Genomic DNA, 13,157 nt, shown 5'->3' on the forward strand with positions numbered 1-13,157 from the left:
CGCAGAAAGGCACCCCGTGTCCGAGCCCACCGCCACCCCGATCGACCTGGCGGCCTTCCCGCCCTCCTTCGCCTGGGGCACGGCGACCTCCGCCTACCAGATCGAGGGCGCCGTCGGCGCGGACGGCCGCGCCCCCTCCATCTGGGACACCTTCTCCCGCGTCCCCGGCGCGGTCGACAACGGCGACACCGGGGACACGGCCTGCGACCACTACCACCGGTGGCCCGAGGACGTCGCCCTCATGAAGGAGCTCGGCACCGACACCTACCGGATGTCGATCGCCTGGCCCCGCGTCGTCCCCGGTGGCGACGGCCCCGTCAACGCCGCCGGACTCGATTTCTACGACCGGCTCGTCGACGGCCTCCTCGACGCCGGCATCACCCCCTCCGTCACCCTCTACCACTGGGACCTGCCGCAGGCCCTCCAGGACCGGGGCGGCTGGACCTCCCGCGAGACCGCCGAGCACCTCGCCGCGTACGCCTCCGTCGTCGCCGGCCGCCTCGGCGACCGCGTCACCACCTGGGCCACCCTCAACGAGCCGCTCTGCTCCTCCTGGATCGGGCACCTGGAGGGCCGGATGGCCCCGGGCCTCACCGACCTGACGGCCGCCGTCCGTGCCTCGTACCACCTGCTCCTCGGGCACGGCCTCACCACCGCCGCGATCCGCGCCGCCGTCCCCGGCGCCCGCGTCGGCCTGGTGACCAACCACTCCACCGTCGAGCCGGCCTCCAGCCGCCCCGAGGACGTCGCCGCCGCCCGCCGCATGGACGGGCACACCAACCGGTGGTTCCTCGACCCGGTGTACGGCCGCGGCTTCCCCGCCGACGTGCGCGAGCTGTACGGGTCGTACGGGGCCGAACTCCCCGAGCGGCCCGGCGACCTGGAGACCATCGCCGCCCCCCTGGACTGGCACGGACTCAACTACTACTTCCCGGTCACCGTCGCCGACGACCCCGAGGGCCCCGTCCCGCACGCCCGCGAGGTCCGGCTGCCCGAGGTGCCCCGCACCGGCATGGACTGGCAGATCGAGGCGGCGGGCCTGGAGAGCCTGCTGATCCGGCTCACCGAGGAGTACGGCGTCCGCGAGCTGTACGTCACCGAGAACGGCTCCGCCTTCCCCGACACGGTCGGACCCGAGGGCGCCGTCCACGACCCCGACCGGACCCGCTACCTGGAGCAGCACCTCGCCGCCTGCGCGAGTGCCGTCCGCAAGGGCGCCCCGCTCGCCGGCTACTACGCCTGGTCGCTCCTGGACAACTTCGAGTGGGCCTACGGGTACGACAAGCGCTTCGGGCTCGTCCACGTCGACTACGCGACGCAGCGGCGGACCGTGAAGAGCAGCGGCCGCCGGTACGCCGAGATCATCCGAGCCCACCGGGAGACCAGCGGCTGATCAGGCCGACTCCCTTACCACCAGGACCGGTTCGAAGACCTTCGAACCGGTCCCCGGTGCGCCCGCGTCCGGCCGGTCCCGCCGGTCCAGCCGTTCGAGCAGCAGTTCCGTCATCGCCGCCGCCATCTCCTCCACCGGCTGGCGCACGGTGGTCAGCGGGGGAGCGGCGTCCCGGGCCGCCGCCGAGTCGTCGAACCCGACCACGGCGACGGTCTCCGGCACGGCGACGCCCCGCTCCGCGAGGAGACGGCAAGCGCCGCGCGCCATCAGGTCGTTGGCGGCGAAGACCGCGTCCACGTCCGGGTGCCGGTCGAGGATCCTGGCCATCGCGTCCCGGCCGCTCTCCTCGGTGAAGCGGCCCCGTTCGACCGGGACGCCGGTCACGCCGCGCGCGGCGAGGGCGGCCGTGAAGCCGTCGAGCCTTTCGCGCGCGGTGGGCGCCGACGGCGGCGCGGCGATGGCCGCCGGCCGCCGCCGCCCGGCGGCCCACAGGTGCTCGGCCGCGAGCCGGGCGCCCGCGCCGTTGTCCAGGTCCACCCAGCCGCAGCGGAGCCCGGCGGGCGGGCGCCCGAAGAGCACCGTGGGCAGCCCGGCGGCGACCAGCGCCCCGGGCAGCGGGTCCTCCTCGTCGAGCGGCACGACGAGGGCCCCGTCGGCGCCGCCGCGCCGCAGGTAGGCGACGAGCTGGGTGCGGGCCTGCTCGGACTCGGCGACGAGCAGCACCGGTTGGACGGCGCGCTCGCGCAGCACCGGGAGCACGCCGTCGACGACGCGCCCGAAGAAGGGGTCGGAGAAGAGGCGGGCGGTGAAGGAGCCGCCGGTCGCGGAGAGGACCAGGGCGACGGCGCCGGTGCGCCGGGTGACCAGGGAGCGGGCGGCCTGGTTGGGGGCGTATCCGGTGCGGTCGACGGCCGCGCGGACGGCCTCCTGGATCTCCGGGGCCACGTTCCGCACGCCGTTGACGACGCGGGACACCGTCGCGCGCGACACCCCCGCCTCGCGTGCGACGTCCTCAAGGGTCGGTCCTCGATTCCCCACTCACGCACTTTATCGGTGAGGCGTGTCCGGTGGATGTACGTGCTTAATGCAAGCCGAAAGAAAAGTCGTGTCATACGGCTTGACCGTCAACTCCGGCCCCGTGCAAGGTTTCGGGAGAGCGCTCTCCCGTGTGTCCGTCACGTTTCCCGAAGAGGAGACCCATGCCCTCCCCCCTCCGCCGCTCCACGGTCGGCGCCCTCGTCGCCTCCCTGGCCGGCACCCTCCTCGCGGTGGTCCCCACCACCTCGGCCCAGGCCGCCGACACCCTGCTCTCCCAGGGCAAGCCGGCCACCGCCTCCAGCGTCGAGGGCGCGGTCTTCTCCGCCTCCGCCGCCGTCGACGGCGACTTCGGCACCCGCTGGGCCAGCCAGTGGACCGACGCCCAGTGGCTCCAGGTCGACCTCGGCGCCGTCCGGCAGCTCAGCAGGGCCGTCCTCACCTGGGAGGCGGCCTACGGCAAGAGCTACGCGATCCAGGCGTCCGACAACGGCACCGACTGGCGCACCGTCACCACCGTTTCCGCGGGCGACGGCGGCACCGACGACGTGGCCCTCTCCGGCTCCGGCCGCTACGTCCGCGTCAACGGCCTCACCCGGGGCACCGGATACGGCTACTCCCTCTGGGAGTTCCAGGTGTACGGCTCCACCGACGGCACCGGCCCGACGCTGCCCGGCGGCGGCGACCTCGGCCCCGACGTGCACGTCTTCGACCCGTCCACGCCCGGCCTCCAGACCAAGCTGGACGCCGTCTTCCAGGAGCAGGAGTCGGCCCAGTTCGGGGCCGGCCGCCACGCCTTCCTGCTCAAGCCCGGCACGTACAACGGCCTCAACGCCCAGCTCGGCTTCTACACCCAGATCGCGGGCCTCGGCGTCCGCCCCGACGACACCACCATCAACGGTGACGTGACCGTCGACGCCGGCTGGTTCAACGGCAACGCCACCCAGAACTTCTGGCGCGGCGCCGAGGGCCTCGCCCTCAACCCGGTCAGCGGCACCGACCGCTGGGCCGTCTCCCAGGCCTCCTCGTTCCGCCGCATGCACGTCAAGGGCAGCCTCAACCTCGCCCCCAACGGCTACGGCTGGGCCTCCGGCGGCTACATCGCCGACTCGAAGATCGACGGCCAGGTCGGGAACTACTCGCAGCAGCAGTGGTACACCCGCGACAGCTCGATCGGCGGCTGGAGCAACAGCGTCTGGAACCAGGTCTTCTCCGGCACCGAGGGCGCGCCCCCGACCGCCTTCCCCGAGCCCCGCTACACGACCCTGGACACCACCCCGGTCTCCCGCGAGAAGCCGTACCTGATCTGGGAGGACAACCAGTACAAGGTCTTCTCCCCGGCCAAGCGGACCAACGCCCGCGGCACCACCTGGGCGAACGGCACCCCGCAGGGCGACAAGATCCCGCTCACCCAGTTCTACGTCGTCAAGCCCGGCACCACGGCCGCGACCATGAACCAGGCCGTCCAGCAGGGCCTGCACCTGCTCTTCACGCCCGGCGTCTACCACGTCGACCGGCCGATCGAGATCAACCGCGCGGGCACGATCGTGCTCGGCCTCGGCCTCGCGACGATCATCCCGGACAACGGCGTCGCCGCGATGAAGGTCGCCGACGTCGACGGCGTCCGCCTCGCGGGCTTCCTCGTCGACGCCGGACCGGTCAACTCCCCGGTCCTCCTGGAGATCGGCCCGCAGAACGCCGCCGCCGACCACGCCGCCAACCCGACGACCGTCCAGGACGTCTACATCCGCATCGGCGGCGCCGGCCCCGGCAAGGCGACCACCAGCATGGCCGTCAACAGCGACGACGTCATCGTCGACCACACCTGGGTCTGGCGCGCCGACCACGGCGAGGGCGTCGGCTGGGAGACCAACCGTGCCGACTACGGCGTCCGCGTCAACGGCGACGACGTCCTGGCCACCGGCCTCTTCGTCGAGCACTTCAACAAGTACGACGTCGAGTGGTACGGCGAGCGCGGCCGGACGATCTTCTTCCAGAACGAGAAGGCGTACGACGCCCCCAACCAGGCCGCCATCCAGAACGGCACCACCAAGGGCTACGCCGCCTACCGCGTCGACGACTCGGTGAACACCCACGAGGGCTGGGGCCTCGGCAGCTACTGCTACTACAACGTCGACCCCACCATCCGGCAGGACCACGGCTTCAAGGCCCCCGTGAAGCCCGGCGTGAGGTTCCACAGCCTGCTGACCGTCTCGCTCGGCGGAAACGGCCAGTTCAACCACGTCATCAACGACACCGGCGCCCCCACCGAGGGCACCGCGACCGTCCCCTCCACCGTCGTCAGCTTCCCGTGACGGCCTGAAGTCCCCGCACTCCCCCCACCCACTCCTTCCGGGCGGCGTTCCGTCCCGCCCCGCCGCCCGGAAGGCCCCACCTCGCCCCGGAAGGTCCCCCCATGCCTCCGTCCGTCAGCGCGGTCCCCCGTACCGCCTTCTCACTCCTCTCCCTCGGCGCGCTGCTCGCCGGCTCCCTGACGGCCCTCGCCGTCGCCCCCGCCTCCGCCGCCGAGACCCTGCTCTCCCAGGGCAGGACGGCCACCGCCTCCAGCGTCGAGGGCGCCGGCTTCCCCGCCTCCGCCGCCGTCGACGGCGACCCCGGCACCCGCTGGGCCAGCCAGTGGACCGACGGCCAGTGGCTCCAGGTCGACCTCGGCCGCACCGCCACCGTCAGCCGGATCGTCCTCAGCTGGGAGACCGCCCACGCGACCGCGTACGACATCCAGCTCTCCGACAACGGCACCGACTGGCGGACCGTGAAGTCCGTGACCGGCTCCGACGGCGGCACCGACGAGATCGCCGTCACCGGCACCGGCCGCCACGTCCGCCTCCAGGGCGTCACCCGCTCCGGCGGATACGGCCTCTCCCTCTGGGAGTTCAAGGTGTACGGGGAGGAGGGCGGCACCCCGCCCCAGACCGGCGGCGCCGTCCGCGTCACCGGCACCCAGGGCAACTGGCGGCTGACCGTCGGCGGACAGCCGTACACCGTCAAGGGCGTCACCTGGGGTCCGGCCATGGCCGACGCGGCCCGCTACATGCCCGACGTGAAGTCCCTCGGCGTCAACACCGTCCGCACCTGGGGCACCGACGGCGGCAGCAAGCCGCTCCTGGACGCGGCCGCCGCCCAGGGCATCCGCGTCATGAACGGTTTCTGGCTCCAGCCCGGCGGCGGCCCCGGCTCCGGCGGCTGCGTCGACTACGTCACCGACACCGCGTACAAGACGACCATGCTCGGCGAGTTCGCGAAGTGGGTCGAGACCTACAAGTCCCACCCCGCCACCCTGATGTGGAACGTCGGCAACGAGTCCGTCCTCGGCCTCCAGAACTGCTACTCCGGCACCGCGCTCGAAGCCCAGCGCAACGCCTACACGACCTTCGTCAACGACGTCGCCAAGAAGATCCACTCGATCGACCCGGACCACCCGGTGACCTCCACCGACGCCTGGACCGGCGCCTGGCCGTACTACAAGCGCAACGCCCCCGACCTCGACCTGTACTCGATGAACGCCTACGGCGACATGTGCGGCGTCCGCGAGGACTGGGAGCAGGGCGGCTACACCAAGCCGTACCTCATCACCGAGACCGGCCCGGCGGGCGAGTGGGAGACCCCGAAGGACGCCAACGGCGTCGCCGAGGAGCCCACCGACGTCCAGAAGGCCGAGGGCTACACCCGCGCCTGGAACTGCGTCACCGGCCACCAGGGCGTCGCCCTGGGCGCCACCGTCTTCCACTACGGCACCGAGCACGACTTCGGCGGCGTCTGGTTCAACCTCCTGCCCGACGGCCTCAAGCGGCTCTCGTACTACGCCCTCAAGAAGGCGTACACGGGCAGCACCGCGGGCGACAACACCCCGCCCGTCATCACGAACATGACCGTCACCCCGTCCGGATCCGCCCCGGCCGGCGGCGAGTTCACCGTCCGCGCCGACGTCCGCGACCCCGACGGCGACCCCGTCACCACCAAGGTCTTCCTCAGCGGCAACTACGTCAACGGCGACAAGCGCCTGATCGAGACCCCGTACCGGCGCAACGCCGACGGCTCCCTCGCCGTCACCGCCCCCGAGAAGCTCGGCGTCTGGAAGGTCTACGTCCAGGCCGAGGACGGCCGCGGCAACGCCGGCATCGAGACCAGGTCCGTGAAGGTCGTCGCCCCGCCCGTCGCCGGCACGAACCTCGCCCTGGGCCGCCCCACCACCGCCTCCTCCTCCCAGGCGTCGTACGGCGACTGCCCCTGCCCGCCCGGCAACGCCACCGACGGCAACCTCACCACCCGCTGGGCCAGCGACTGGAGCGACCCCCAGTGGATCCAGGTCGACCTGGGCGCGGTCCGCTCCTTCCAGCGCCTCCAGCTCGTCTGGGACCCGGCCTACGCCCGCGCGTACGAGGTCCAGGTCTCCGACGACGGGCAGAACTGGCGCACCCTCCACACCCAGACCGCCGGCAACGGCGACGTCGACACCGTCGAGACCCCCGCCACCGCCCGCCACGTCAGGCTCCAGCTGACGGCCCGGGGGACCGGGTGGGGCTACTCGCTGCACGAGTTCGGCATCTACGGCTGAGACACCGAGGAGACCCCCATGAGATCCACTCCGAGACGGCTCTCGTTACTGCTCGTCAGTACGGCCCTGGTGGCCGGCGCCCTGGGCATCGGCACGATGACACGGGCCACGGACCGCGACACCGCCACCCGGCCCGCCGCCGTCCAGCACGTCGGCCACCAGATGGCCGCCTCCACCATGGCGTCGGGCGACGACGCCGACGGGGACGGATACATCCCGGCCGTCCCGCCCGTCACCGGCGTCACCCCGTCCACGGCGGTCCCGCCGCCGGCCTACCACCACGAGTTCCAGGCCGGCTGCGCCGTCAGCCACACCGCGGGCGACGACCCGATCGTCTACCCCGGCCAGTTCGGCAAGTCCCACGACCACACGTTCATGGGCAACACCTCCACCAACGCCGCCAGCGTCACCGCCTCCCTCTACGGGGGTGCCACGACCTGCAAGGCGCCCGCGGACGCCTCCGCGTACTGGATGCCCTCGCTCTACAAGGGCGACCAGAAGATCCTGCCCGTGGGACCGCAGGTCATCTACTACAAGGCGGGCGTCACCGACTACCGGAGCGTGCGGCCCTTCCCCAAGGGACTGCGGTTCGTCGTCGGCAGCCCGACCCAGACCGAGCAGGAGTTCCGCGCCCACAAGGGCTTCGTCGAGGGCTGGGAGTGCGGTGACAGCTTCTTCAACACCGACTTCCCCGCGAGCTGTCCCAGCCGGCCCGACGTGCAGCTCAACTTGCGCATGCAGGCCCCCAGCTGCTGGAACGGCCTGCACCTCGACACCCCCGACCACAAGAGCCACATGGCCTACCCCGTCGTGAAGCCCGGCACCAACGACAACATGTGCCCGGCCTCCCACCCGGTCGCCCTGCCGATGATCGAGTTCAAGATGGCGTGGCCGGTCAACGGCGACATGAGCCAGGTCCGCCTCGCCAGCGGCCGCGGCTACTCCTTCCACTACGACTTCTTCAACGCGTGGGAGGAGCGCACCCTCAAGGCCCTCGTCGACCACTGCATCAACGGCGGCCTGCAGTGCGACACGCGCGGCTTCGACCTGTACCGGCCCGAGCGGGGCCAGGTCCTGAACGACGACCACATCCTGCCCTGACCCCGCCCACCCCGTACGGGGCGGCCCGGACGCCCGTCCGGCCCGCCCCGTACGACCGTCCCCCGGGAGCCCTCCGCCATGTCCGCCGCCGACACGCCCGCCCACGACCGCTTCCCCGACGACGACGCCCTCATCGACCGCCTCCCGCCCGGCTTCCGGATCGGCGCCGCCACCTCCGCCTTCCAGATCGAGGGCGCCACCGCCGAGGACGGCCGCACCCCCTCCATCTGGGACACGTTCTGCCGCGTGCCCGGGGCGGTGGCGGGCGGCGACACCGGGGACACCGCCTGCGACCACTACCACCGGATGCCCGAGGACGTCGCCCTCGTGGCGGAGCTCGGCCTCGACACGTACCGCTTCTCCGTCTCCTGGCCGCGCGTCCAGCCCGGCGGCCGCGGACCCGGCAACCCGAAGGGCCTCGCCTTCTACGACCGGCTCGTCGACGAACTCCTCGCCCGGGACGTCACCCCCTGGCTGACGCTCTACCACTGGGACCTGCCCCAGGAGCTCCAGGACGCCGGCGGCTGGCCCGCCCGCGACACCGCCCACCGCTTCGCCGACTACGCCGCACTCGTCCACGACCGGCTCGGCGACCGCGTCACCCACTGGACCACCCTCAACGAGCCCTTCTGCTCGGCGGTCCTCGGACACGTCGAGGGCGTCCACGCCCCCGGCGGGCGCTCCCTCGCCGACGGCGTCGCCGCCGTGCACCACCTGCACCTCGCCCACGGCCTCGCCGCGCTGCGGCTGCGCGCCGCCGCCCGCCGCCCGATCGACCTGGCCGTGACCCACCTCCTCGGCACCAGCGCGCCGGCCACCGACAGCCCCGCCGACCGGGAGGCCGCCCGCCGCGCCGACGCCTTCGGCTTCCGCTTCTACCTCGACCCGATCCTGCGCGGCGCCTACCCCGAGGACCTGATCGCCGACCTCGCCGCGCAGGGCGTCGAGATCCCCGTCCACGACGGCGACCTGGCCGCCATCGCCACCCCGATCGACACCCTCGGCGTCAACTACTACCGCTCCATGAAGTCCTCCGGCACCGGCCCCGACGGCGCCACCACCGACGCCCGCGGCCTCCCCGTCACCCGCGGCCTCCCGCACGGCGGACTGCCCGTCACCGGCCTCGGCTGGGAGGTCATGCCCCACGACCTCACCGCCCTGCTGCTCCGCGTCGCCCGCGACTACCCCGGCACCCCGATGGTCATCACGGAGAACGGTGCCGCCTACGAGGACCACCCCGACGAGGACGGCTTCGTCGACGACCGCGAGCGCACCGCCTACCTCTCCGCCCACCTCGCCGCCGTCGCCCGCGCCCGCGAGCACGGCGCCGACGTCCGCGGCTACCTCGCCTGGTCGCTCCTCGACAACTTCGAGTGGGCCTACGGCTACGCCCAGCGCTTCGGTCTCGTCCGCGTCGACTACGCCACCCGGAAGCGCACGCCGAAGCGGAGCGCCCACTGGCTCCGCGACACGGCCGCCCGGGTACGCGGAGGCACCGGGGATCAGGGAAGCAGCCCCCGGACGTAGGCCGCCTGTCCCGCGTGCTGGAGGTCGTCCGCGATGACGGAGACCAGGCGCACGCCGAGGGTCACCGGCGGGTCCCAGGAGGTGTCGACGACCCGGTCCAGGTCCGCGTCGGTGACCGGGGCGACGAGTTCCGCCGTACGGGCGTGGACGGCGTCGTGGTAGCCGAGGAGGAGCTCGGCGGAGGCGCGGACCTCGTCCACCTGGGCGCGGGACTGGCCGTAGCCGGTCGCGGCGGCGGGGAAGGGGAGGCCGAAGCGGTCGCGCCAGCCGTCCGCCGTCCACACCTGCTCGGTGTCGAAGGCGTCGGCGAGGTGGTCGTCCTGGATGCGGGTGAGGTGCCAGACGAGCCAGGCGATCGAGTTGGCGTCCGGATCGATCCGTACGGCCAGCTCGTCGTCGGTCAGTCCCTCGACGGCCTCGTGGACGACCTCGCGGATCCGCCCGAAGGCGTCGGTGAGAAGTCCGGCGCTGTTCACGTCAGTCCCCTGTCCTTCTTCCAGCGGGTGACGGTCTCCTCGACGTCGAAGAGGCCGAGACCGAGCGGGGGACCGGCCGGCGGGCGGGCCAGGGCCTCGGCGATCCGGGTGTTGATCTCACCGAGGATCCGCCGCACCCGGGACTCCGACACGGCCGCGGCGATCTCCGCCTCCGCGTCCTCGGCGGCCTTCCGGAGGGCGAGCGAGGGCGGCAGGACGGCGGCGCCCTCGCGGTGCATCTTGCCCTTGATCCACCACAGTTCGTCGTACGGGGCGGAGTCGTCGGCCAGGGGCTTCCCGAAGCCGGGCAGGCTGCGGAAGTCGCCGCGCTCGGCCGCCTCGCGGATCTGCTTGTCGACGAATGACTCGAAGCTGACGCCGGGGGGTTTCCGTTCGGTCATGTGTCCAGCCTACGTAGTCGGGGCGGAATGAGTGTGGTGCTCGCGGGCTGTCGCGGCGGGTGGTCTTCCGGCACGCTGAGTGCCCTCGTACACCGTACGACTGACCTCGTACGCCGTACAACGCGCGTCGACCCCGTTCCCACCGGCTCACCAGCTCCTGGAGGACGCATGCGTCACCGCCCCACCGGCCCCGCCCGACGAACAGGCCTCACCCGACGAACAGGCCTCACCCGACGAACCGGCCCCACCCGCCGCACCGGTATCGCCGCCGTGCTCGCACTCCTCGCGGGCCTGCTCGGCGCCCTCGCGACCGCCACCCCCGCCCAGGCGGCGCCGCTCTTCAAGGCGCCCTTCCCCTGCGGCCAGAAGTGGACCTACAGCCACCACTCCGCCGAGGTCCGCCAGGCCCTCGACTTCGTCCGCGCCGACGGCGGCGCCACCGCCGGCACCCCGGTCCTCGCCTCGGCCTCCGGCACCGCCTACCGGTACTCCCAGCCGACCGGCGCGGGCAACTACGTCGTGGTCGACCACGGCGGCGGCTGGAAGACGTACTACTTCCACCTCAACGCCTACTCCGTCGCCCACGGCGCCGCCGTCTCGCAGGGCCAGCAGATCGGCACCACCGGCACGACCGGCAACAGCTCGGGCGCCCACATCCACTACGAGCAGCTCTACAACGGCGTCGGCCAGACCATCGTCATCAACGGCGCCTCCCTCGCGCCCTACCCCGGCTCGTACGGCTCCAAGTACCTGACCAGCGACAACGGCTGCTCGGGCGGCGGAGGCGGGAAGTACTGGGTCGACACCTTCGCCAACGCCACCGGCTACGCCCAGCCGAACACCAACGACGCCCAGGGCGTGCTGTACGCGGGCACGAACTACGTCTACTGCAAGGTCTGGGGCCAGGAGATCAGGGACGCCTCCGGCAACTACAACCACTGGTGGCTGCGGACCGACCTCGACAGCGTCTACTCCGGCAAGAACGGCTCCGGGGCGTACGTCTCCGCCTACTACCTGTCCCGCTGGGGCAACGACGAGGCCCGCGACAACAACGGCACGGTCATCCCGAACTGCTGACCCGAGACGCCCCGACCCGGCCTGACCCGACCCGACCTGGCCCGGAAAAGGGCAGGAGCCCCGCTCGTGCCGAAGCACGGAGCGGGGCTCCTTGGGTACTGCACTAGTCGAGCGTGTCCGTCGACCCGGGCAAACTAGGCCGGGGTGACGTTCTCCGCCTGCGGGCCCTTCGGGCCCTGCGTGACGTCGAAGGTCACGACCTGGTTCTCCTCGAGCGAACGGAAGCCGTTCGCGTTGATCGCGGAGTAGTGGACGAAGACATCCGGGCCGCCGCCGTCCTGGGCGATGAAGCCGAAGCCCTTTTCAGCGTTGAACCACTTCACGGTTCCGGTAGCCATGAGCCCTCCTATGGGCCAAAGGGTCGCCCTGCTCCAGAACCTGCAAACAAGTCTGAAAACTACAAAAGCCTGCGGGTCACATGCTCCGCAGGCTCTGTACTGCAAGGGAAACCAAACTGCAACTTGCGTCGAGCCTAGCACGCAGGGTGCGACGGGCGGTAGAGGGAAAGATCACGTCACCCACAGGTTTGATCTGCGGTTCAGCGCTGACGTTCAGACGCTCGAACAAGGCCCGGGCCCCCCTCCCGCGCGCCCCGGCGATGCCCGCCGTACGAGACGGGTCTAGCCTCGCGATGTGGACAATGCAACCGACGACCACCAGCGCAACCGGCCCCGCGTCGGACACATCCAGTTCCTGAACTGCCTCCCCCTCTACTGGGGCCTGGCGAGAACGGGAACGCTGCTCGACCTGGAGCTCACGAAGGACACCCCGGAGAAGCTCAGCGAGCGCCTCGTGCGCGGCGGCCTCGACATCGGCCCCATCACCCTCGTCGAGTACCTCCGCAACGCGGACGACCTGGTCGCCCTGCCCGACATCGCCGTCGGCTGCGACGGACCCGTCATGTCCTGCGTGATCGTCTCGCAGCGCCCCCTGGAGGACCTGGACGGCGCCCGTGTCGCCCTCGGCTCCACCTCCCGCACCTCCGTCCGCCTCGCCCAGCTGCTGCTCTCCGAGCGGTACGGGGTCGCGCCGGACTACTACACCTGCCCGCCCGACCTCGGGCTGATGATGCAGGAGGCGGACGCGGCGGTCCTCATCGGCGACGCGGCCCTCCGCGCCTCCCTCCACGACGCGCCCCGCCTCGGACTCCAGGTCCACGACCTGGGCCTCATGTGGAAGGAGTGGACGGGCCTGCCGTTCGTCTTCGCCGTGTGGGCGGCCCGCAAGGACTACCTGGCGCGCGAGCCGGAGACCGTCCACGAGGTCCACCAGGCCTTCCTGGCCTCCCGCGACCTCTCCCTCGAAGAGGTCGCCAAGGTGGCGGAGCAGGCGGCCCGCTGGGAGACCTTCGACGCCGAACTCCTGGAGCGGTACTTCCGTACGCTCGACTTCCGGTTCGGCCCCGAGCAGCTCGCCGGCGTCCGCGAGTTCGCCCGCCGCACGGGACCGACCACGGGATTCCCCGCCGATGTCGCGGTGGAACTCCTGGGGAGCCCGGCCGCGCATTAGGAGGCGGTACGCCGACCGTGCGCCGAATTGCGCCCGATAAGGGCCGCGATCCGGCGCGCGGC

11 protein-coding genes are annotated in these 13,157 nt (G+C 72.1%); 7 read left to right on the plus strand and 4 right to left on the minus strand.

What is annotated here, in order from left to right:
• Nucleotides 1-16: 16 nt before the first annotated feature.
• Nucleotides 17-1,393, plus strand: coding sequence for a GH1 family beta-glucosidase (locus AB0G79_RS04430; RefSeq protein ID WP_360799971.1), 1,377 nt, complete (start codon nucleotides 17-19; stop codon nucleotides 1,391-1,393).
• On the opposite strand, the gene AB0G79_RS04435 is transcribed toward AB0G79_RS04430, so the two are convergent.
• Nucleotides 1,394-2,431 (minus strand): LacI family DNA-binding transcriptional regulator, encoded by a 1,038-nt coding sequence (locus tag AB0G79_RS04435; protein ID WP_360799974.1) that lies wholly within the window; start codon nucleotides 2,429-2,431, stop codon nucleotides 1,394-1,396.
• 161 nt (nucleotides 2,432-2,592) lie between these two features.
• Here AB0G79_RS04435 and AB0G79_RS04440 point away from each other — a divergent pair, with 161 nt between their 5' ends.
• The 4 genes from AB0G79_RS04440 (at nucleotide 2,593) to AB0G79_RS04455 (ending at nucleotide 9,632) form a co-directional block, all read left to right on the plus strand.
• A complete protein-coding gene (locus tag AB0G79_RS04440; protein WP_360799977.1) occupies nucleotides 2,593-4,743 on the plus strand; it encodes a discoidin domain-containing protein in 2,151 nt (716 codons plus the stop codon).
• Between the two features lie 101 nt (nucleotides 4,744-4,844).
• Nucleotides 4,845-7,004: a discoidin domain-containing protein gene (locus AB0G79_RS04445; protein WP_360799980.1), complete on the plus strand. Its 2,160-nt coding sequence runs from the start codon at nucleotides 4,845-4,847 to the stop codon at nucleotides 7,002-7,004.
• Between the two features lie 18 nt (nucleotides 7,005-7,022).
• Nucleotides 7,023-8,105, plus strand: a complete 1,083-nt coding sequence (locus tag AB0G79_RS04450) for a DUF1996 domain-containing protein (protein WP_360799983.1) — start codon at nucleotides 7,023-7,025, stop codon at nucleotides 8,103-8,105.
• A 78-nt stretch (nucleotides 8,106-8,183) separates the two neighbouring features.
• Nucleotides 8,184-9,632 (plus strand): GH1 family beta-glucosidase, encoded by a 1,449-nt coding sequence (locus AB0G79_RS04455; protein ID WP_360799986.1) that lies wholly within the window; start codon nucleotides 8,184-8,186, stop codon nucleotides 9,630-9,632.
• Here AB0G79_RS04455 and AB0G79_RS04460 read toward each other — a convergent pair.
• On the minus strand, nucleotides 9,608-10,108 hold the full coding sequence (locus tag AB0G79_RS04460) for a DUF664 domain-containing protein (protein ID WP_360799989.1): 501 nt from the start codon (nucleotides 10,106-10,108) through the stop codon (nucleotides 9,608-9,610). The two genes, AB0G79_RS04455 and AB0G79_RS04460, sit on opposite strands and share 25 nt — an antisense overlap.
• Entirely contained in the window at nucleotides 10,105-10,509 is a 405-nt protein-coding gene (locus AB0G79_RS04465; protein WP_360799992.1) for a DUF1992 domain-containing protein, read from the minus strand. The genes AB0G79_RS04460 and AB0G79_RS04465 overlap by 4 nt, the downstream gene beginning before the upstream one ends.
• 168 nt (nucleotides 10,510-10,677) lie before the next feature.
• Between AB0G79_RS04465 and AB0G79_RS04470 the strand changes: the two genes are divergently transcribed.
• Entirely contained in the window at nucleotides 10,678-11,586 is a 909-nt protein-coding gene (locus AB0G79_RS04470) for a M23 family metallopeptidase (RefSeq protein ID WP_360799994.1), read from the plus strand.
• Nucleotides 11,587-11,720: 134 nt separating this feature from the next.
• On the opposite strand, the gene AB0G79_RS04475 is transcribed toward AB0G79_RS04470, so the two are convergent.
• Nucleotides 11,721-11,924: a cold-shock protein gene (locus tag AB0G79_RS04475; protein WP_360799997.1), complete on the minus strand. Its 204-nt coding sequence runs from the start codon at nucleotides 11,922-11,924 to the stop codon at nucleotides 11,721-11,723.
• Nucleotides 11,925-12,219: 295 nt separating this feature from the next.
• Between AB0G79_RS04475 and AB0G79_RS04480 the strand changes: the two genes are divergently transcribed.
• Nucleotides 12,220-13,095 (plus strand): menaquinone biosynthesis protein, encoded by an 876-nt coding sequence (locus AB0G79_RS04480; protein ID WP_360800000.1) that lies wholly within the window; start codon nucleotides 12,220-12,222, stop codon nucleotides 13,093-13,095.
• Nucleotides 13,096-13,157 lie beyond the last annotated feature (62 nt).

The sequence above is a fragment of the Streptomyces sp. NPDC020807 genome, assembly GCF_040641575.1.
Lineage (GTDB): Bacteria > Actinomycetota > Actinomycetes > Streptomycetales > Streptomycetaceae > Streptomyces.

Excerpts from the sequence above, each read along its gene's own strand:
- AB0G79_RS04440 (WP_360799977.1), top strand. The coding sequence starts at position 2,593 with ATGCCCTCCCCCCTCCGCCGCTCCACGGTCGGCGCCCTCGTCGCCTCC.
- AB0G79_RS04445 (WP_360799980.1), top strand. The coding sequence starts at position 4,845 with ATGCCTCCGTCCGTCAGCGCGGTCCCCCGTACCGCCTTCTCACTCCTC.
- AB0G79_RS04450 (WP_360799983.1), top strand. The coding sequence starts at position 7,023 with ATGAGATCCACTCCGAGACGGCTCTCGTTACTGCTCGTCAGTACGGCC.
- AB0G79_RS04455 (WP_360799986.1), top strand. The coding sequence starts at position 8,184 with ATGTCCGCCGCCGACACGCCCGCCCACGACCGCTTCCCCGACGACGAC.
- AB0G79_RS04465 (WP_360799992.1), bottom strand. The coding sequence starts at position 10,509 with ATGACCGAACGGAAACCCCCCGGCGTCAGCTTCGAGTCATTCGTCGAC.
- AB0G79_RS04470 (WP_360799994.1), top strand. The coding sequence starts at position 10,678 with ATGCGTCACCGCCCCACCGGCCCCGCCCGACGAACAGGCCTCACCCGA.
- AB0G79_RS04475 (WP_360799997.1), bottom strand. The coding sequence starts at position 11,924 with ATGGCTACCGGAACCGTGAAGTGGTTCAACGCTGAAAAGGGCTTCGGC.